Source organism: Bacillus kwashiorkori, assembly GCF_001375515.1.
Taxonomy (GTDB): Bacteria; Bacillota; Bacilli; order Bacillales; family Caldibacillaceae; genus Bacillus_BK; species Bacillus_BK kwashiorkori.
The window spans coordinates 511,306-532,815 of sequence record NZ_CTDX01000016.1; the positions used below are offsets into that span (position 1 = coordinate 511,306).

The 21,510-nt window shown below is 35.1% G+C and carries 22 protein-coding genes and 1 pseudogene; 22 read left to right on the plus strand and 1 reads right to left on the minus strand.

Translation table 11 applies throughout. The features are described from left to right. The first annotated feature begins 32 nt into the window (after positions 1-32). On the plus strand, positions 33-2,639 hold the full coding sequence (locus tag BN1242_RS11695) for an ABC transporter permease family protein (RefSeq protein ID WP_062356118.1): 2,607 nt from the start codon (positions 33-35) through the stop codon (positions 2,637-2,639). A 15-nt stretch (positions 2,640-2,654) separates the two neighbouring features. Further along, positions 2,655-3,314, plus strand: a complete 660-nt coding sequence (locus BN1242_RS11700) for an ABC transporter ATP-binding protein (protein WP_062356121.1) — start codon at positions 2,655-2,657, stop codon at positions 3,312-3,314. Between the two features lie 234 nt (positions 3,315-3,548). Here the strand turns inward: BN1242_RS11700 and mciZ are convergent. Then, positions 3,549-3,644 (minus strand): annotated as a pseudogene (gene mciZ / locus BN1242_RS13960) (Z-ring formation inhibitor MciZ); the annotation flags it as partial. A gap of 175 nt (positions 3,645-3,819) precedes the next feature. On the opposite strand from mciZ, the gene BN1242_RS11705 reads away from it, so the two are divergent. The 20 genes from BN1242_RS11705 (at position 3,820) to scpB (ending at position 21,501) form a co-directional block, all read left to right on the plus strand. After that, the gene (locus tag BN1242_RS11705) at positions 3,820-4,368 is read left to right on the plus strand and encodes an NUDIX domain-containing protein (protein ID WP_062356124.1); all 549 of its coding nucleotides are present in this window, start codon (positions 3,820-3,822) and stop codon (positions 4,366-4,368) included. After that, a complete protein-coding gene (locus BN1242_RS11710) occupies positions 4,369-5,532 on the plus strand; it encodes an endonuclease Q family protein (RefSeq protein ID WP_062356127.1) in 1,164 nt (387 codons plus the stop codon). A 293-nt stretch (positions 5,533-5,825) separates the two neighbouring features. Further along, complete coding sequence (spoIIM, locus tag BN1242_RS11715) at positions 5,826-6,467, plus strand: stage II sporulation protein M (protein ID WP_062356131.1); 642 nt, start codon at positions 5,826-5,828, stop codon at positions 6,465-6,467. A gap of 131 nt (positions 6,468-6,598) precedes the next feature. Further along, entirely contained in the window at positions 6,599-7,075 is a 477-nt protein-coding gene (gene fur / locus BN1242_RS11720; RefSeq protein WP_062356135.1) for a ferric iron uptake transcriptional regulator, read from the plus strand. Between the two features lie 178 nt (positions 7,076-7,253). After that, positions 7,254-7,481, plus strand: a complete 228-nt coding sequence (locus tag BN1242_RS11725) for a YqzK family protein (protein WP_062356139.1) — start codon at positions 7,254-7,256, stop codon at positions 7,479-7,481. A gap of 5 nt (positions 7,482-7,486) precedes the next feature. Beyond that, on the plus strand, positions 7,487-8,383 hold the full coding sequence (gene xerD / locus BN1242_RS11730) for a site-specific tyrosine recombinase XerD (protein WP_062356143.1): 897 nt from the start codon (positions 7,487-7,489) through the stop codon (positions 8,381-8,383). A gap of 225 nt (positions 8,384-8,608) precedes the next feature. Next, entirely contained in the window at positions 8,609-9,793 is a 1,185-nt protein-coding gene (deoB, locus tag BN1242_RS11735) for a phosphopentomutase (RefSeq protein ID WP_062356146.1), read from the plus strand. A gap of 262 nt (positions 9,794-10,055) precedes the next feature. Continuing rightward, on the plus strand, positions 10,056-11,360 hold the full coding sequence (locus tag BN1242_RS11740) for a pyrimidine-nucleoside phosphorylase (protein WP_062356149.1): 1,305 nt from the start codon (positions 10,056-10,058) through the stop codon (positions 11,358-11,360). 261 nt (positions 11,361-11,621) lie between these two features. Further along, positions 11,622-12,794 (plus strand): D-alanyl-D-alanine carboxypeptidase family protein, encoded by a 1,173-nt coding sequence (locus tag BN1242_RS11745; RefSeq protein WP_062356152.1) that lies wholly within the window; start codon positions 11,622-11,624, stop codon positions 12,792-12,794. Between the two features lie 118 nt (positions 12,795-12,912). Continuing rightward, positions 12,913-13,263 carry an anti-sigma F factor antagonist gene (gene spoIIAA, locus BN1242_RS11750; protein WP_062356155.1) on the plus strand — a complete coding sequence of 117 codons (351 nt, stop codon included), beginning with the start codon at positions 12,913-12,915 and terminating at the stop codon, positions 13,261-13,263. Between the two features lie 3 nt (positions 13,264-13,266). Next, positions 13,267-13,707: an anti-sigma F factor gene (gene spoIIAB, locus BN1242_RS11755; protein ID WP_062356159.1), complete on the plus strand. Its 441-nt coding sequence runs from the start codon at positions 13,267-13,269 to the stop codon at positions 13,705-13,707. A gap of 12 nt (positions 13,708-13,719) precedes the next feature. Further along, positions 13,720-14,481, plus strand: a complete 762-nt coding sequence (gene sigF / locus BN1242_RS11760; protein WP_062356163.1) for an RNA polymerase sporulation sigma factor SigF — start codon at positions 13,720-13,722, stop codon at positions 14,479-14,481. 258 nt (positions 14,482-14,739) lie between these two features. Further along, on the plus strand, positions 14,740-15,366 hold the full coding sequence (locus tag BN1242_RS11765; RefSeq protein WP_062356167.1) for a stage V sporulation protein AA: 627 nt from the start codon (positions 14,740-14,742) through the stop codon (positions 15,364-15,366). Beyond that, positions 15,356-15,778 (plus strand): stage V sporulation protein AB, encoded by a 423-nt coding sequence (locus tag BN1242_RS11770; protein ID WP_062356171.1) that lies wholly within the window; start codon positions 15,356-15,358, stop codon positions 15,776-15,778. The genes BN1242_RS11765 and BN1242_RS11770 overlap by 11 nt, the downstream gene beginning before the upstream one ends. 89 nt (positions 15,779-15,867) lie before the next feature. Then, the gene (locus BN1242_RS11775; RefSeq protein WP_062357051.1) at positions 15,868-17,328 is read left to right on the plus strand and encodes a spore germination protein; all 1,461 of its coding nucleotides are present in this window, start codon (positions 15,868-15,870) and stop codon (positions 17,326-17,328) included. Between the two features lie 140 nt (positions 17,329-17,468). Next, on the plus strand, positions 17,469-18,779 hold the full coding sequence (gene lysA / locus BN1242_RS11780) for a diaminopimelate decarboxylase (RefSeq protein WP_062356176.1): 1,311 nt from the start codon (positions 17,469-17,471) through the stop codon (positions 18,777-18,779). 350 nt (positions 18,780-19,129) lie between these two features. Then, positions 19,130-19,501, plus strand: a complete 372-nt coding sequence (locus tag BN1242_RS11785; RefSeq protein WP_062356179.1) for a GNAT family N-acetyltransferase — start codon at positions 19,130-19,132, stop codon at positions 19,499-19,501. A 137-nt stretch (positions 19,502-19,638) separates the two neighbouring features. Beyond that, positions 19,639-20,091 (plus strand): DUF309 domain-containing protein, encoded by a 453-nt coding sequence (locus tag BN1242_RS11790; RefSeq protein WP_071435524.1) that lies wholly within the window; start codon positions 19,639-19,641, stop codon positions 20,089-20,091. Between the two features lie 91 nt (positions 20,092-20,182). Further along, entirely contained in the window at positions 20,183-20,920 is a 738-nt protein-coding gene (locus BN1242_RS11795; protein WP_062356182.1) for a segregation/condensation protein A, read from the plus strand. 8 nt (positions 20,921-20,928) lie between these two features. After that, positions 20,929-21,501: an SMC-Scp complex subunit ScpB gene (scpB, locus tag BN1242_RS11800; RefSeq protein ID WP_062356185.1), complete on the plus strand. Its 573-nt coding sequence runs from the start codon at positions 20,929-20,931 to the stop codon at positions 21,499-21,501. Positions 21,502-21,510: the final 9 nt, after the last annotated feature.

The following is a 21,510-nucleotide window of genomic DNA, read 5'->3' on the forward strand; positions in this document are numbered from 1 at the left end:
CTTTTACATAAAAAGTGAAGGAATGATTACAGATGATGAATTTATTAAAACGTAATTTTTATTATAGAAGGCTACCTAGTGTTCTGTTTATTATATCTTTTTCGATTATTTTTATAACTATACCACTAGCCGCAACTTCACTTCAAGATGTCCAAAAACAAATCGAAACGGATGTTACTTATTATGCAAGAGGCAGCTATGATATTTTAGTTCGTCCGCAAAATGCTTTGCATCCTTTGGAAAAGGAATTAGGGATTGTTCCTGAAAATTATATTGGATTTGGTGAAGGTGGAATTTCCATTGAGCAGTGGCAGGCGATATTAAACCGAGAGGACATTGAAATTGCCGCACCAGTTGCTTCATTAGGATATTATACAGGTGTGAAATCGAACATTGGTTATGAAAAACCAACTACTGCTACCCGCTATAGTACCAAATTTTTCACTTCTGATGGTATGAATACTTATTTCATAGGTGAGGAGAAAAAATGTATTCAATTGAAATCCCCTGTAATAAATCGTGACCATTATAAGTTCGAAGCATTGTTCATCCAAGACGACTTATCGAATTATTGTAGGGATGGTGGCTTCATGGTGGAATATCCACCTACCTATCATTTATTAGTTGCAGTGTCACCTGAACAAGAGCAATTATTAACAGGGCTTGATTTTTCTAAGGCTGAAGATGGCAATTACCAAGGCATGGGAGCCTATTATCAAGGTAAGTATTATCCGGAAGCTAGATTAATCCCTGTAGTGGAATTAGATGATGCTTCTGTAAACCTAGGGGTTCATTCAAAAATTGACGAGCTAGATTTAGATGAAAACGACACTCAAAATTATCGAAATCGATTAGGATTGGTCGATGAAATTAACCCTCATAAATACGAACCAAGAGAATTCTCTACGATACGAAGAACATCCGAACTAAGAAAACTATTTGAAGAGTTAATAAGTTATCCATCAATAATTACGAAGGAATTTGATGTGGACTTAAGCCCATTATTATCACCATATCTTCAAAACGGGATAGCTATACTTAATAACGGGAAAATTGAAGATATTGAACAGTTAATGGGAGATGGAATCATATTGATGGATCATGATATGAATTATGTGTCTGTCTATTATTCTGCTGGATATCCGAATTATGAGAAGGCAGGAGACCGATTTATTATTAAGAGGGTTGGTGAAGAAAACGGAATACCAGTTTTTCGTGAAATCAAAAAACATGGAGTAGAGTTAAGCAATCATTTCGATAATGAAACTTCACCTCCATTTATCCTCGACCCAGTAGGTGAGGTAACAGTCGGTGAATATAAGGAAAAACTAGCATCTAGTCCCTTAGGTATTTATAATTTTGCCCCAGTTATTTTTAAAGATGGGGATAAGCGGATTGAATTAAACCCAACGGTTTCACCTGGCAGTTTTATTTCCGCACCAGCCAGTGGAGTGACAAATATCGAGGCTGCTGCCTTTATTAAAGGTGATAAACCAATTGATGCAATTCGAGTGAAAATCGCTGGGATTAGTCATTATACGAAAGAAACAGCTTTAAAAATTGAACAAGTGGCCAGTGAAATTGAAGCTATGGGATTTCATGTCTCCATTATTGCTGGAGCATCTCCACAAAAGTTGAAGTTGGACGTGGAAGGGATTGGGTCTGTAGAAGAATCATGGACAACCCTAGGTGCAGCTGGAACAATCATTTATGAATGGAATGTGACCAATATAATTTTGGCATTTAGCTTCTTTATTGTTACCTTCCTTTATATTATTAATCGGATGTTGTTTTGGGAAGTGACCAATCGTCGCGACTTAATGTTATTATCTCAGCTAGGTTGGAAAAAGCAACATATCCTTCGATTATCACGAAATGAACTGATAACCTTTATAGTTTTTTCATTGATTGTTGCTGTGCCATCCATCATCGGAATCCAGCAGTCGGGTCAGTTTAATTTGAATTTGTACTTCTGGTTTGTGCTAGCTGTTATTTTGATAAGTGGTATTATAATGACTTTTATTCGCCTAAAGTTCCATAAAATAATTGATAATTCCACTGTGAATTTAAAAAGGAAAGGAAGAAAACGTAAAGGAAAACGATCGCTCCTTGTCAACAACTTCATATATTACTTGAAACATATTCGCTCTCCGTTTTTTCAGTTAATTATGGTGAGTGCACTTTCCACTTTCGTTTATCAAGCTTTAGTAGAAACGAGGGAACTAACGAATATAACATTACTTGGCGAATATATTAATTTGCAAATTAATGAATGGCATCTCGTCCTAATGGTTGCCGCTTACGTACTCGCAATTATTACGTTAATGGAAGGAACAATCTCACTACTTAAAGTAAGAGAAAAAGAGATTAGTCAGTTCCGCACAATTGGATGGCGACGCTCGCATATTTTTAACTTATATTTACGTGAATTTACCATTTGGTCTGGTGTTGCTATCTTTATTGGTGTTGTTATAAGCGGACTGTTATTTGGTTTGTCTTATTCATTTAAAAAGGCAGCACTTCTCATTTTAGCAGTTTCCTTTATCGGTTTTTACAGTTTAGTATTAATTTTTGTTTCCATTATTTTACATTACCAATTAAAACGTAGAGAAGCTACATTCGTAATTATAAAAGATTAATAGGGGAGAGAAGGAATGTTTATTCAGTTGGAAGATGCAACAGTAACATTTAAAGGGGTTGAACCGATTCATGCGTTAAAAGCAGTTTCCTTTTCCGTTAACGAAGGTGAGTGGATTAATATTTTAGGTCCTTCAGGTTCTGGGAAGACTACTTTGTTAAATGTTATCGGTGGGATGCTGCAGTTATCCTCTGGTTCCATAGTAGTTGATGGAAAAAATCTTTCACAATTGAAAAATGATGATTTACAATCTTACCGACGAACGATAATTGGCTATATTTTTCAAGATTATCGACTGTTTGATCAATATACAGTTTTAGAAAATGTGATGTTGCCCCAATGGCCATATCAACCGAGGAAAGTAATTGAAGAAAAGGCAAAAACGATTTTACAGCAGTTGCAAATGGGCCACCGATTGCAAGCATTACCAGCAGATTTATCTGGCGGGGAGAAACAGCGAACTGCTATTGCCCGTGCTATGTTACATGAACCGAAACTACTATTATGCGATGAACCGACAGGCAATTTGGATGAAGAAAACCGTGAAAACATTTTAAATGTACTTAGTGAATTAAATAAAAATGGGGTTACCATTTTACTCGTCACCCACGACACCGAGGTTGCCAAAAGGGGAACAAAACAACTCTTTATTCGTGATGGGAAATTGCAGAAATAAAGGGATGATGTGTTGTATCAATCCTATGCAATAGTGGCTACATGAATTTTTCTATAGTAATAAAAAAGCAGCTTCTGTACGGAAGATCCAGACACTTTCAGAACGCTGCTTTTTTTGGGGACTGTTTATAGTTTCGCTGTCTTATAAGATATAGCTTTAGCGCCTATTACGTAAGGTAAAATTTTGCGATCTTTGTTGATGATTGGCATGTTTTTTGCTAGCTTCCACATAGTCAACCCACTCTGACACATATGTAAATTGTTTGCCATACTGTTTTAATAGTTGGCAAATTTCCCGCACCTTTCCAACTAATACAACTGTTTTCATCATTTCCTCCCGCCTGATTATTTTGAGAAAAATCTTTCGTCTAGAATTTTTATGTAAATCATAGTTGCAATGATGTTCGATAATCATCCCGTTCAAATTTAAGGGATTTTTTCACTAGTAACAAAGTATGCTACACTATATGAATGGAAAATATTGAATAGAACAGGAAGTGTTACGTATGAAATTATATGAAGAAAAAACAGTAAAACGGGAAAGTATATTTAATGGTAGAATGATTTCTTTACATGTCGATGAAGTGCTCCTTCCTAATGGTCATAAGAGTACGCGGGAAGTTGTGCTCCATCCTGGTGCAGTTGGAATTATTGCTCTAACCGAAGAAGGTAAGATAGTGCTTGTAGAACAATTTCGAAAACCGTTAGAACGCTCATTAGTAGAAATTCCAGCGGGAAAAATGGATGCTGGTGAGGATTCGGAAACAACTGCTAAAAGAGAATTGGAAGAGGAAACGGGCTATGCATGTAAATCATTAAACCATATAGCTTCTTTTTACACGTCTCCGGGTTTTTCCAATGAAATAATTCATCTTTATGTAGCAGAAGGGTTAACGAAGGAAAATCGGTTAAGTTTAGATGAAGATGAGTTTGTAAATGTTATCGAAGTTACTTATGAGGAAGCGCTCCAACTAGTGAAGGAACAACAAATATTTGATGCAAAGACTATTTACGCTGTTCAATATTGGCAATTATTAAAGGTGATGGGAAAATAGATGAAACGTTTTTTTGCAGATTTACACATTCATATCGGTCGGACAAAAACGAATAAAGCAGTGAAAATTACCGGTTCGAGAAATTTAACATTAACGAATATTTTAGATATAGCCAAAAATCGCAAGGGATTACAAATCGTCGGTGTAATTGATTGTCATTCCCCAGAAGTAATCGAAGAAATCGAGGACTTATTGAATGAAGGTCGACTTGAAACGTTGCAAGATGGCGGACTATTGTTTGAAGGAGAAACAACCCTTTTAATGGGGAGTGAACTGGAAATTTATGATTTGTCTTGTCAAGGACCCCTTCATGTTCTTTGTTTTTTACCAACATTGGAAACAATGAAGTCATTCTCTGAGTGGCTAGCAACCCAATTAAAAAATATTCATCTTAGTTCCCAACGTATTTATGCTACTGGTAGAGAATTACAACGCCAAGTGAAAGTAAGGGATGGCTTGTTTATACCTGCTCACGTATTTACCCCTTTTAAAAGTTTATATGGAAAAGGGGTGAAAAGGACGCTTCGCGAAGTGTTCGATCCAAAGTGGATTGATGCGATTGAACTTGGCTTAAGTTCGGATACGTTCATGGCTGATGAGCTTGAGGAATTACATCATTACCCTTTTGTGACTAATTCTGATGCCCATTCTTTAGGGAAAATAGCTCGCGAATATCAAAAACTGTCCCTTAATCACGCAAGTTTCAACGAGTTAAAGCTAGCTCTAGAAAAAAAACATGATCGGAAAATAACCGCAAATTTTGGGTTAGATCCATTATTAGGGAAATATCATCAAACAACTTGTGCAAAATGCTTTACACTACGAACTAGTGACGTTACTAAATGCCCGAATTGTGGTTCGTCAAAAGTAACAAAAGGAGTGTTTGAAAGAATTCGCGAACTAGCAAATGCAACGGAAAAGCCGAAGCGACCTCCATATATTCATCAAGTTCCATTAGAATTTATTCCGGGATTAGGACCAAAAACAATGGACAAATTACTCGCTAACTTTGGCACAGAAATGACGATTATTCATGACACTTCTTTTGAAGACTTAACGAAAATAATTCCGGAAAAGACCTCAGCATTTATTATCAAAGCACGAACGGGGGGCCTTAAACTGGAAGCAGGTGGCGGGGGGAAATACGGGCGAGTGAAAAAATAGGGATAAATTTAACAGATTATTATAGACAAGACCATTGACAATTAGCCCCTACATTTTGGGGCTTTAATTAATAAAGCAAAGCTCTCCTAATATTTAATAGTTATAATCTAGCTTATTATCTATTGTTATACTTTATTAAATTAAAATAACAATTTAAAAACTTTGGTTTAACGATTTAAAAATCGTTATTTTTTGCGGTCTGATAACAGTGATAGAAATAATCTTTACTTTTCTAGCATACTTTTCTCGTAAATTTCATAAAATCTAGTAAGTTTTATGAAAGGGGCAGGAAGATGCGAAAAAGGATGCAGCCATTTTTTATCACTAGACATTTACAAGAACATTCCTCACTTTATATTTTTCATACAGTATTATTTATTATGGGTGTGATTTTTGGTGCGATTGTCGTTAATAGTTTAAGTGTTTCTCAAAAAGACGATTTATTCTATTTTTTAAGTGAGTTTTTTTTGCAAATGGAAAACGGAGAAGTAATTTCGGCGAAAGAAGTGTTTTTCCATACACTTTCTTATAATAGTAAGTTTATTGGCTTAATGTGGGTTTTTGGAATATCCATGATAGGCTTACCGCTCATTTTTGTGATGTTATTTTTAAAGGGAATGGTCATTGGCTTTACAGTCGGATTTTTAGTGCAACAAATGAGTTGGCATGGTTTTTTCTTGTCGTTTGTCTCGGTTTTACCGCAGAATTTAGTTACCATTCCCGTCTATATCGCAGTTGCCGTTGTGGCTGTTAATTTCTCTTTTACGATGATTAGAAAATTGTTCGTGAAGTCAGTGTTTCAACCGTTTGCACCGATGTTAGTTCGTTATTGTATGTTTTTTGGCGGTGCGATTGTATGTCTAGTTGTAGCAGCTTTTGTGGAAGGGTATGTAACTCCTTATTTAATGAAAGGTGTATTGAAATTTCTCGGTTGAAATGACATATACTATTTATAATAATTATTAATTGATAATAATTATTCAATCTTATTTAAAATTATTTTAGTTTGCAACTCCCAAATCATTTGTTATAATGATAATACATTGGCGAGGGAGGGGCTATTTTTATGGAAAATCGCCTTGAGAAAATAAAGAAACAGTTGCATTCATCTAGCTATAAATTGACACCACAACGAGAAGCGACAGTTCGGGTGTTATTAGAGCATGAAAATGATCATTTGAGCGCAGAAGATGTTTATTTATATGTAAAAGAGAAATCTCCCGAAATCGGGCTTGCGACTGTTTATCGCACATTAGAATTATTAACAGAGTTGAAAATAGTCGATAAAATTAATTTTGGCGATGGTGTATCACGTTATGATTTGCGTCAGGAAGGTGCAGCCCATTTTCACCATCATCTCGTTTGTATTGAATGTGGCTCGGTAGAAGAAATTCAAGAAGATTTACTGGAAGATGTGGAAGAAATTGTAGAACGTAGATGGAATTTTAAAATTAAAGATCATCGTTTAACCTTTCATGGTATTTGTAGAAATTGTCATAATAAAGAATCGACAACAAAAGATGCAAATGCCTTAAATAAATGATTACACAAGGAAGAGTAAGCAAACTGATGCTTACTTTTTTGCTTTTTCAATAGACGATTACCCCCGAATTAATAGCTTATATTGAGAGAAAATAGTTACTGCATGTATAAAATCCTTTCTTTCTGGCATAGGTTGTATTAATAAAGAATTCATGCGAGAGGATAAGGTGCGGGAAAGAATGAAAAAGTATGTTAAACTTATTTTACAAACGTTGAAAGTATTTATATTATTTACCGGTTGCACAATCCTTTTTTATTATGCGATTTTATGGGTGAATGAGGAGTACCAAAACCACCAACGCTATAAAGAGCCAGAAGGAAAGGCAATTAGAGTAGTATCTTATGAAAAGGAAGAAGATTATAATTGGTATGAGAGGATTTTACTGTTTTATTTAGATGGGGAGTAATGTAGATGAATGATCATATTCAAGATTTTTTGCATTTTTTAATAGTGGAAAAAGGATTATCAGAAAATACTATTGCCGCCTACCGTAGAGATTTAACAAATTACGCGAAGTTTCTACAAATGGAATTACAATTAAATCATTTTAATGAAGTAACTAGAAGTCACATTTTGCAATATTTTGCTAAATGCAAAAAAGATGGGAAGTCTTCGAAAACCCTCGCTAGATATGTAGCATCGATTCGTTCGTTCCACCTATTTCTATTGCGGGACAAAGTGACTGACCAAGATCCGACTGTTCATATTGAATCACCGCAAGTAGATGTCAAATTACCGCGCGTTCTTAGTGTTGCAGAAGTGGATGCCTTATTAAAGGCCCCAGATATGTCGCAAATGTATGGAATACGTGATCAAGCAATGTTGGAATTATTATATGCAACTGGAATGCGCGTCAGTGAATTACTTCAATTAAATAAGGATGATGTCCATTTAACGATGGGGTTTGTTCGCTGTATTGGCAAGGGGAATAAAGAGAGAATTATTCCGATAGGGGAACATGCTATTCATGCGGTGAAACAGTACATTACGGCAGCACGTCCGAAATTAATGAGTAAAAATAAGCCGAACACGGAAGCACTCTTTTTGAATCATTTAGGTAATCGCCTCTCACGGCAAGGTTTTTGGAAAATTTTAAAGCAACTTGCGGAAAAAGCAGGGATAGAAAAAGATTTAACACCACATACGTTACGTCACTCCTTTGCCACTCACTTATTAGAAAATGGTGCAGATTTACGAGCGGTTCAAGAAATGTTAGGACATGCAGATATTTCTACGACACAAATATATACCCATGTAACGAAAACCCGTCTGAAAGAGGTTTATAAACAATTTCATCCGCGGGCATAAGATAATATTGGACAAGCTTATTTGTTGACTGGTTTTGCTATTTTACTAGTGTATGAATTGTTTCATAAGAAAATTTACTAGTTTTACAACAATGGTATTGTCTTTAACCTAGGAAATTTATTACAATTAATGTATAGTTGGATATTTTTTCGTAACTGATAAAGCTTAAATAGTAATGGTTTATTGTCATGATTTTTTACATACACTAGTTCAGGAGGTAACAAAATGACACAAAATACATTTAAACGTATTTTCCTTGTCGTAATGGATTCCGTTGGCATTGGGGAAGCACCAGATGCAGAAAAATTTGGCGATAAAGGTGCTGACACTTTTGGGCATATTGCTGAAAAAATGAACGGCTTACATATGCCAAATATGGGAAAATTAGGACTAAGCAATATTCGTGAAATTAAAGGAATTGCGAAAGCGGAAAAACCACTCGCCTTTTATACGAAAATGCAAGAAGCTTCGAATGGAAAAGATACGATGACCGGTCATTGGGAAATTATGGGGCTAAGAATTGACACTCCATTCAAAGTATTTCCAGATGGTTTTCCACCAGAATTAATTCATGAAATTGAAACACGGACTGGGCGCAAAGTAATTGGCAACAAGCCTGCTAGCGGAACAGCAATTATTGAAGAATTAGGGAAAGAACATATGGAAACAGGGGCACTAATCGTTTATACTTCTGCTGATTCGGTCTTACAAATTGCCGCTCATGAAGAAATTGTACCGCTAGAAGAATTATATTCCATTTGTAAAATGTGCCGCGAGTTAACTTTAGATGAAAAATATATGGTCGGTCGAATAATAGCACGCCCCTTTGTTGGGGAACCTGATTCTTTCAAACGGACAGCAAATCGCCACGATTATGCTTTAAAACCGTTTGAACGTACCGTAATGAATGAATTAAAAGATAGTGGCTTTGATGTTATTGCAATCGGAAAAATTGCGGATATATATGACGGGGAAGGGGTAACAAAATCTCTTCGTACAGTCTCAAATATGGACGGCATGGATAAATTAACAGAAACATTAGCAATGGATTTTACTGGTATTAGCTTTTTAAATTTAGTGGACTTTGATGCACTATTCGGTCACCGCCGTGATCCAATTGGTTATGGAAAAGCATTAGAAGAATTTGATGTCCGTCTAGCTGAAGTGTTAGAAAATTTAACAGAAGATGATTTGTTAATAATTACTGCTGACCATGGGAATGACCCTGTACATCCTGGAACAGATCATACAAGGGAGTACGTCCCATTATTAGTTTATTCAAAGCGGATGGAAGAAGGAAAAGAATTACCGATAAGGGAAACTTTTGCTGATATCGGTGCAACTGTAGCGGAAAATTTCGGTGTGAAAATGCCTAAATACGGAAAAAGTTTTCTAAATGAATTGAATTAATGACTCGTCCATTCATTTAACGTCAAAATGTTGAATAGTATAACTGTTTTATTGTTAGGTAGATAATTTACGTTATCTGCCTAACATGCTTTTCACGTTACTATCCATGAAAACGTTATCCTTAAGAGGAAAGACTTCGAAATGATTTTATTTCGATTAATGGAGCAAAGTCTTATTTGAAATTGTTAGCTCCATTAAAGCGAAACCTATATTTTTGAGATAATCAAAAATGGGAAAAATTAAGTAAAGTAGGTGGAACGAAATGAGAATGGTAGACATTATTGAAAAAAAACGCAACAGACAAGAACTAACGACAGAGGAAATTAATTTTTTCATTAAAGGATATACGGATGGAACAATACCTGATTATCAAGCAAGTGCCTTGTTAATGGCTATTTACTTTCAAAATATGAATGATAGAGAAAGAGCAGATTTAACGATGGCAATGGTTGAGTCAGGAGATAAAATAAATTTATCAAAAATTAACGGAATTAAAGTGGATAAACATTCTACAGGAGGAGTCGGTGATACGACTACATTAGTACTTGGTCCACTTGTTGCAGCAGTAGGTGTTCCAGTTGCGAAAATGAGTGGTAGAGGTCTAGGTCATACTGGTGGAACGATTGATAAATTAGAGTCGATTACTGGTTTTCATGTGGAAATTTCCACTGAAGAATTTATCAAATTAGTAAATGAAAATAAAATTGCTGTTGTCGGTCAAAGTGGTAATTTAACGCCAGCAGATAAAAAATTATACGCCCTCCGCGATGTAACCGCCACGGTAAATAGCATACCGTTAATTGCTAGCTCGATTATGAGTAAAAAAATAGCCGCTGGGGCAGATGCAATTGTTCTAGATGTAAAAACTGGAGCAGGTGCTTTCATGAAAACGATTCAAGATGCGGAAGAACTTGCTAGAGCGATGGTGCAAATCGGCAATAAGGTTGGCAGAGAAACGATGGCAATCATTTCAGATATGAGCCAACCACTTGGATATGCAATCGGCAATTCTTTAGAAGTGAAAGAAGCAATTGATACGTTAAAAGGACATGGACCAAAAGATTTAACAGAACTATGTCTCACACTTGGCAGTCAAATGGTTTATTTAAGTAAGCAAGCGAAAACGATTGATGATGCACGAAAAATGTTAGAAGAGGTTATCACTAATGGGAAGGCTTTAGACAAGTTTAAACAATTTATCGCTTCTCAAGGAGGGGATCCTTCCATCGTTGATGACCCAGAGAAATTACCTAAAGCAAATTATGTAGTAGAATTACCTGCTCAACAAACGGGCTGGATTGAGGAAATTGTTGCTGATGAAATTGGTACTGCGGCAATGATTTTAGGTGCTGGCAGACTAACAAAAGAATCTATGATAGATTTAGCAGTTGGTATTGTGTTACATAAAAAAGTTGGTGATAAAGTGGAAAAAGGAGACTCATTATTAACCATTCATGCAAATAAAGAAAATATAGAAGAGGTAAAAACACTTCTTTACAACAATATTAAAATTTCGCCAAACGAAATCACACAACCACCACTTATTCATGAAATTATAGGAGAATAATCTTAAAAAAATATAAAAAGAGGTAGGAACATTAAATTTTGATTCGTTCCAACCTCTTTTGTTGTTTTTTACAAAAAACTTACTGTCATACCCCCACGAAATATGTCACACTACAAACAATAATTACTTCATTTGCGGATTACTTCCCTATGTTTAACTGTGAACGGTAATTTTCTCGATTATTCCCGGAAAAGTTTGTATAAAAATCAATCCAATGGCAACAATGGATGGAGAATGTATTTTTCTAGTGGAGGGACATCAATGAAAAAGTCGGTCATAATATTAATAACTACAGTATTTCTTAGTTTAGCGATTTTACCAAAAGCTAGTTTCGCAGAAGAACAAACAATGGAATTAGCGGAGAAAGCTAGATCCGCTATATTAATTGAACAAAACACAGGGACAGTGTTATATGAAAAAAATAGTGAGGAACAATTACCACCAGCGTCAATGACAAAAATTATGACGATGCTACTTGTCATGGAAGCAGTGAAAGAAGGAAAACTTAAATTAACTGAAAAAGTAAGAACAAGTGAGAACGCAGCGTCTATGGGTGGGTCACAAATTTTCTTAGAACCTGGGGAAGAAATGACAGCAGAACAGTTATTATTAGCTGTTGCAGTCGGCTCAGCTAACGATGCATCTGTAGCTTTAGCAGAAAGAATTGCGGGTTCTGAACAAGCATTTGTCAAAATGATGAATGAGAAAGCAGAGCAGCTAGGATTAAAAAACACTAAATTTCAAAATACGACAGGACTTCCAGCGAAAGATCATTATAGTAGTGCCAGTGATATGGCTATTATGGCAAAAGAACTGTTGAAGTATGAGGAAATAACTAAGTTTACTGGAACATATGAATCATATTTACGCGAAGACACAGATAAAAAATTTTGGCTCGTTAATACGAATCGATTAATCCGCTTTTATCCTGGCGTGGATGGGTTAAAAACAGGCTTTACAAGAGAAGCAATGTATTGTTTAACTGCCACTGCAAAAAAAGATGATATGCGAATTGTTGCCGTTGTTTTTGGTGCACCGACTCCGAAGGATAGAAATAAACAAATTAGTGCGATGTTTGATTTTGCTTTTAATCAATTTGAAACGAAGCCATTTTATAAAAAAAATGAAGTAGTTGCGGAAGCAAAAATTAAAAAAGGACAGAAGCCAAAGATAAATGCGGTCACAAACGATTCTATTGCTTTATTATCGAGAAAAGGTGAAAAACTGGAAGATGTGAAAAAAGAAATCGTTTTGGACAAAACAATTCAAGCACCTATTAAAAAAGGTGATACTATCGGAAAAATTATGTTAAAGAAAGATAACAAATTATTAGCAGAAGGGACATTAGTTGCTAGTGAAGATGTCAAATCCGCTTCATGGTGGACCTTTTATAAGCGAACTTTTGGTATATTTACAAAAATAAAAGCTGACTAGCAAAATTTGTAGGATTTTTAGAAGTTTTAGCGATTTTACACTAGTTTTGTCACATAGCAGGAATTTCGAAATTCATATCGAATTAGACTTACTATACAGAAGAAGGAGGCTATGTATAGTGAGTCTAAAAGTAGATCTTGAGATGAAACAACAAATATTGTGTGTAAGACTAATTGGAGAATTAGACCATCATACTTCGGAACAAGTTCGTAATGAAGTGTCGGAACTTATTGAAAAACATTCTATTCGCCATCTCGTTTTAAATTTAGAGCAGTTAACATTTATGGATAGTTCAGGATTAGGTGTAATTCTAGGTAGATATAAACAAATTAAGCAGAAAAATGGCGAAATGATCGTTTGTGCAATTTCCCCAGCCATTGAGCGTTTATTTACGATGTCCGGATTATTTAAAATTATCCGTTTTGAATCGAATGAAAGAAACGCATTACAAAGATTGGGGGTTGCTTAAACGATGAAAAATGAAATGCAATTACAATTTCGTGCATTAAGCCAAAACGAATCCTTTGCAAGAGTAACAGTAGCAGCCTTTATTTCTCAACTAGACCCAACATTAGACGAATTAACTGAAATAAAAACGGTTGTATCAGAAGCTGTAACAAATGCAATTATCCACGGATATAACAATAATTCTGATGGAATGGTTTATATTTCTGTCATTATTAACGAACAAGAAGTGGAAATTGAAATTAAGGATTTCGGTCTCGGAATTCAAAATATTGAAGAAGCGAAACAGCCGCTTTTCACAACAAAACCTGAACTGGAGCGTTCTGGAATGGGCTTCACGATTATGGAAAATTTCATGGATGAAATGGTAGTAGAGTCGAAATTAAATGAAGGAACGACTGTCCGGTTGAAGAAATATTTATCAAAAGCAAAAGCGCTGTGCAATTAAGGGGTCTTGCCAATGGATGTGGAGGTAAAAAAAGAATCGAATAAAACAGCTTTCTTGCAAGATGACGAAGTGAAACAATTAATACGAAAAAGTCAAGCAGGTGACCAAGAAGCCCGAAACTTAATCGTGGAAAAGAATATGCGACTCGTTTGGTCTGTGGTGCAACGTTTTCTCAACCGCGGCTATGACCCAGATGATTTGTTTCAAATTGGTTGTATCGGGCTGTTGAAGTCTGTCGATAAATTTGACTTGTCGTATGATGTTAAATTTTCAACCTACGCCGTGCCGATGATTATCGGAGAAATACAGCGGTTCATCCGTGATGATGGCACGATTAAAGTTAGTCGTTCTTTAAAAGAAATTGGCAATAAAATAAGAAGAGCGAAAGATGATTTATCAAAAAAATATGGTAGAGTGCCAACGGTGAATGAAGTTAGTGAGTACTTAGAAATCCCGGTGGAAGATATCATACTCGCACAGGAAGCAGTCTTAGCACCAGCTTCCATTCATGAAACAGTATATGAAAACGATGGAGATCCAATCACTCTCCTCGATCAAATATCTGACAATAATGATGGGAAATGGTTTGATCAAATCGCTTTGAAAGAAGCGATTGCCGAATTAGACGAGCGTGAAAAGCTAATTGTATATTTGCGGTATTATAAAGATCAGACCCAATCGGAAGTTGCGGCTAGACTGGGAATTTCCCAAGTACAAGTATCCCGATTAGAAAAGAAAATATTAAAACAAATGAAAGCTCGAATGGAAATTTGACCATTCGGGTTTTTTATTTTCGTTGTTAATTATATCTCAAAGGTATATTTTAGATAAACATAGCTTTAAACTATATGAAAACCAATGATACTTCCACCTATTGCTTGGGAAAGAACAATGTTTAATCTTCATATATTACTCGACTTGAGAAGACAGTTTTTTCCTCGTAAAATGACATGACAATATTTGGTCATCATTTTTTACGAAAAGAAACTCATACTAACATTGACATAATTGTTTCTAAGGGATGTGGAAATTTTGAAAACTGACAGTATCGTTTATCTTCGTCTCAAAAATCGCATTCAAGTATTACCACAAGCCCAAATTACACTAAAAGAGATAGCTACCATAATAACAGCCGAACCATTTCAACGAACTATGGAAGATATGCTCATTTATCAAGTAAGTGAGCAAGACCGCAATATTATAGTTATTGATGGAATAAAAATTATTGACTTAGTTGCAAAGCTTCATCCACAAATGGAAGTTCAGTTAATAGGACCACAGCAAGTAATCGTTCAAGTAATGTACAAGAAAGCAAAAGTTTCAGCACCATTATTTCTCATCGTCTGGTTTCTGTTATTTATTGGCTCGGGAGTAACGATAATGAATTTTCATGAGGATGTTAGTATGCAAGAAGTACATCAAAAATTATTTTACTTATTAACAGGAATTCCCGATAAAAAACCGCTACTATTTCAAATCCCCTATTCTATCGGTTTAGGTCTTGGAATGATATTATTTTTTAATCACGTATTTAAAAAGCGGATTAACGAAGAACCTAGTCCATTAGAAGTTGAAATTTTCAGCTACCAGCAAGCAATGGATCAGTATATTATTATGCACGAAAATAAAGAAAGTCAGAAAAAAGTCGATGGGTCTTAAAATACTGCTTGTCATCTTTGTCGGAATTGCTTGCGGTATCGCTGTCGGAGCAGGGTTTGTTGCCTTCTTAGCTGTGCTAGGTATTATTCCACGTTTAATTCAATTAACGAAAACAGCTAAAATGCTAATATATTATGAGTTGGCAGCTGTTCTTGGTGTTATATGTGGGTCACTATTAGGATTACTCGAACCAGTCTTTTTTCTATCAAAATGGTTGATGATGGTTGTTGGAATCAGTTATGGCATTTTCATCGGGATGTTAGCAGCAGCATTAACAGAAGTGTTAAATGTTTTCCCGATTTTAGCAAAACGAATTAAGTTAGAAGAAAGACTTCTATATTTATTAATGGCGTTTGTTTTTGGGAAAATTTTCGGGTCGTTATTTCATTGGATTTATTTCGTCGATTTATAGTGACGTATATATTATTAAGAAAGAAATTGTAGTAGTTGCAACAATTCTAGAAAGGAGTTGCAAAATAGTTGCCAAAAAAGCCAAAAGAAATGAAACCGGTACCTGTGAAATTAGCGGATGTAGAAAAGTATATGGAAGAGCGAATTGGCTTAAATACGAGCTTTGATATAGGGCTTCGTAAATTTAAAATATTAAAAAAAGAAGTGCACTTATACTATACGAACGGTTTATGTGACACACAATTTATTATAAAAATATTAGAAGAAATGGTTCACTTAAATGATCGGGAAAGGGTAACATCACAAATTGAAAAAGTTTTTGAAAACCGCATTCTAAATCAATCAGTAGAAAAAGTTAGTACATTGGATGAAGTAGTCGATCAAGTTCTTTCGGGGTTAATAGCTATTTTTATCGAGGGAGAAAAAGAAGTTTTTATAGTCGATACACGCAGTTACCCAGGAAGACAACCAGAAGAACCAGATACGGAAAAAGTTATTCGCGGTTCCAGGGACGGTTTTGTTGAAAACATTATTGTAAATACAGCTTTAACGAGAAGAAGGATACGCGATGAAAGACTACGTTTTGAAATTATCAAAGTAGGTGAACGATCAAAAACAGATGTAGCTATCGGTTATTTACGAGACGTAGCTAATCCAGAGTTAGTTGAAATTGTGCGCAATGAAATAAAGGCTATCGATATTGATGGGTTAACGATGGCCGATAAGTCCATTGAAGAATTTTTAGTTAAACAAGGCTATAATCCTTATCCATTAGTGCGTTATACGGAGCGTGCCGATGTAGCAGCCACCCATATTTTAGAAGGACATGTACTGATCTATGTAGACACTTCTCCTAGTATTATTATTACACCTACTACATATTTTCACCACGTGCAGCATGCGGAAGAGTATCGTGAATCACCTGCTGTTGGAACATTAATAAGATGGACACGGTTTTTAGGAATATTTATTTCGATATTTTTATTACCCCTTTGGTTGTTATTCGCAATCGAGCCACAACTTTTACCTGAGGCAATTGATTTTATTGGGCCGAATAAAGATTCCAAACTACCGATTGTTTTACAATTAATTTTAGCCGATATTGGTATTGAGTTTTTGCGAATTGCAGCAATACATACACCGACACCATTAGCGACTGCCATGGGATTAATTGCAGCAGTATTAATTGGACAAATTGCTGTTGATGTAGGGTTATTCGTTTCTGAAGTAATTCTTTATGCTAGTTTGGCAGCTATTGGTACATTTGTTACACCGAGTTATGAATTAAGTGTTGCCAATAAGATTGCGCGCATTTTTTTAATGATAGCTGTTGCAATTTTTAAAGTACCTGGATTAATTATTGGAACTACTGTTTATCTCATATATTTAGCACAGATTCGTTCATTAAATACACCATACTTATGGCCATTTTTACCTTTTCATCCGAAAGCTTGTTGGGAAATATTAATTCGCAGCTCTGTGCCTGGCTCAAAAATAAGACCGAGTATCGTCCAACCGCAAAACCGTTATAAACAACCAGCCAATAAATGATTGTCTGAGGACTTTCCAAAGCAAATAAATTTTAATGCTTTGTAGAAAGTCCTATTTTTTCTCCCTCGAATAAAAAATTATTTGCCTTTTATTTATTGATATGGTATTTTTTATAAAAATATGAATAGGGAGTGTTTTATGTGTTTTTTAATGGAACAAAAACAATTAATGATAAAGGCCATCTAGAAATCGGTGGCTGTGATACTGTGGCGTTAGCTAAACAATATGGAACTCCCTTAATTGTTTATGATGTGCAATTAATCCGTGAACGGGCAAGGAAATTTAAACAAACATATAAAAAATTCAACATGCAAGGAGAAGTTGCCTACGCTAGTAAAGCATTCTCCTCTATAGCCATTTACCAATTAATGCAGGAAGAAGGATTATCTTTAGATGTTGTATCAGGAGGAGAACTATATACAGCAATACACGCAGGCTTCCCCTCAGAGCGCATTCATTTTCATGGAAATAATAAAAGCATAGAAGAAATTGAAATGGCTTTAGCATATAATATCGGAATATTTGTTGTGGATAATTTTCACGAATTATATTTATTAGAACAAATTTGTGAAGAACAAGGAAAAATGATTAATATTTTGCTTCGTGTAACGCCGGGGATTGAAGCACACACACATGAATATATTTTAACGGGGCAAGAAGACTCAAAATTTGGCTTTGACTTGCAAACTGGACAAGCTGAACAAGCTTTAGAAAAGGCGCTTGCTTTTGAAAAATTTAATGTGTTAGGTGTTCATTGTCATATCGGTTCACAAATTTTTGAAACGACTGGTTTTACGCTAGCAATTGAAAAAATATATGAACATATCAAATTATGGAAAGCTAATTATCATTATGAGCCAAAAATCGTCAATGTTGGGGGTGGTTTTGGCATTCGCTATACAGAAGCAGATAAACCACTCGAACCAGAACATTATTTATCAGAAATATTCCATACCGTGAAAAAAGAATCTGAAAAATATCAATTAACAGTGCCCGAAGTGTGGATTGAACCAGGTCGGTCACTTGTCGGTGACGCTGGGACAACACTATATAAGGCTGGATCACGAAAAATTGTTCCGAATATTCGCGAGTATGTTGCAGTAGACGGTAGTATGAGTGATAATATCCGACCAGCCCTGTATGATGCAAAGTATGATGCTATTTTGGCTAATAAAGCTCTCCACGAAAAAGAGGAACTCGTCTCTATAGCAGGTAAAGCTTGTGAATCCGGGGATATGTTAATTTGGGATATTGCCTTGCCACGTGTGGAATCCGATGATATTCTTGCTGTCTTTAGCACAGGTGCTTACGGTTATTCCATGGCAAGCAATTATAACCGCTTGAGACGCCCTGCTGTAATTTTTGTAGAAAACGGCAATGTCCAAATAGTAGTGAAGCGGGAAACGTATGATGATCTAATTAAGTTGGATGTACCTTTACGTACAATATAAATTAAACAAGCATAATAATAGCGAATATCCTTACCCGTGAAAGTTTTTTGAATAATAAGTTTTATCAACTCTCTCATTGATGTTTTTTATTTTATATAGTAGAATAATAGGCATCATCGGTATAAAATCGTTGCGTTATTTTTCATCCCTTTTATTTAGAACAAAATGGTTGGGGAGTTTATTTCATGCGGAAAAATAATATTTTACTATTTTTATTACTATTGCTCTTTGCCATTATTTGGGGTATATATTATTGGATGTTTATTGCTGGCAATTAACATGAAAATGAATAACTCATCTAAATTTAGGAAAAAATAAAAAAAACTGTCTTTTTACAATGAGGGGTTATTATGTTCATTCGTTATAAAAAAACTTTTGAAAAAATTGCAATGGGACTTCTTTCGTTTATGCCTACAGAGAAAGACATAAAAAAATTGCAACAAACAATAAAAACGTATGAAACCGAAGAAAATCATCAATTGTTCTTGTGGAAAGAGGAAGATGATATTATTGGTTTAATTGGCATTGTTAAAAGGTCTGAAGGTTTAATCGAAATCCAGCATATATCTGTTAACCCATCTCATCGATCATTAGGAATAGGAAAAAGCATGGTAAAAGCTATAAAAGAGATGTTTCCAGATTCAACCTTTATTGCCAATGAACATACAGATGGTTTTTTTCAAAGATGTAAGGATGAAACAGAATTAGAAAATGGAATATAATAAATAAACGGTTAGGCGGACAGATATCGTCTAACCATTTTTTATCATCATTTTATTGATAACAATTTCCCATTACTGCTTGTTAAAAACATATAAACTATAATAGGGAATGAAAAGAATAATAAAGGGGAAGGTTTATGTTTCCGAAACCACTAGTTGACTATTTAGTTCAATTTCATTGCAGACGGGATTACTTTGAATGTCATGAAATATTAGAAGATTATTGGAAAAAAACAGGTCGCTCCAATCAAGTGTGGGTCGGTTTAATTCAAGTAGCTGTATGTTTTTATCATTATCGGCGAGGTAATTTTATTGGTGCAATGAAGTTAGCAAAAAAGGCTAACCATTATTTAACGCAGGAAAAGCACCAGCTCCAGCAATTAGGGTTTGCTAGTGATTTATTTTTGCAACTAATTGAAACAACATACGACAAAATTAAAAATGAAATCCAATACGAACAAGTAGACTTACCGATAGAAAACGAGCACTTAATATTAGAGTGCAGAAAAGTGTGCCAGAAAATGAAAATAGAGTGGCATTCAAAAAAACAGATAGATGATACGATTATCCATCGACATAAATTACGATAATAGTTGTTAGATGGTTGGAAATCTCTTAAAAAACAAACAATAAATTAGTATAATTTTAATATACAATTTTAAATGGCGAAGCGGTGGTAAAATGCAAGTAAATATAAAAATAGCAGGATTTGAAGGTCCATTAGATTTATTATTACACTTAATTAAACAAATGGAAGTGGATATTTACGATATTCCAATGGTGGAAATTACGGAACAATATTTGCTGTACGTCCATACGATGCAAGAGTTAAAATTAGATGTTGCAAGTGAATATTTAGTAATGGCTGCTACACTACTTGCGATAAAAAGTCAAATGCTCCTACCACAATACGAAGAAGCCGTAGACGAAGATGTATTTGAATATGAGGAAGACCCACGAGAAGAATTAATCGCTAAATTAATAGAATATCGTAAATATAAGGAAGCTGCTGATGAATTGAAAGCTCATGAACAGGAGCGCGAATTAATGTTTACGAAACCTCCGATTGACTTATCAGAGTATGCAAGTGAAGTTAGTGAAAAATCGGCTCTTCAAATAACTATTTATGATATGTTAGGTGCTTACCATAAATTATTACGCAGAAATCGTCTCAAAAAGCCATTGCAAACGAAAGTGACTCGACAAGAAATATCCATTGAAATCCGGATGAATGAAATTACATCGTTGTTACGTGAGAAAAATTCATGGACGAATTTCTTCGATCTATTTCCATATCCAGATAAAGAACATATCGTTACGACGTTTTTAGCGATGCTCGAGTTACTAAAACGAAATGAAATATTTATACAGCAACAAACTAACTTTGATGAGATTTGGGTTAGAAGTATAAAGGAGTAGAGAGGATTGTGGAAATTGTGAATTGGTTAGGAATATTAGAGAGTTTATTATTTGCGGCTGGTGACGAGGGACTAACGTTGAGGCAAATTATTCGCGTAATGGATGTAACCGAATTAGAAGCGCTGGAAATCATCCAAAGGCTAAAAGATGAATATGAGAAAGACTCCAATCGGGGAATTCAAATTGCTGAACTCGCCGGTACCTATCAATTAGTAACGAAGAAAGAACATGCGATCTATTTAAAGCGTCTCGTAGAAACACCGAAACCGCAAGCTTTATCACAAGCTGCGCTAGAAACATTAACCATTATCGCTTATAAACAGCCAATTACTCGCGTAGAGATTGAAGAGATTCGTGGAGTTAAAACGGACCGTCCCATCCAAACATTAATTGCAAAAGGGTTAATACAAGAAGTTGGTCGAGCTGAAAAGACTGGTAGAGCGATCTTATATGGAACAACCAATGAATTTTTGGACTATTTTGGATTAAAGGATATTAAGGAGTTGCCACCGCTTCCAGGAAATGAATCGGAAGAGTTTGTTCAAGATGAAGCCGATTTGTTCTTTGATCAGTATAAATAACGATGACTC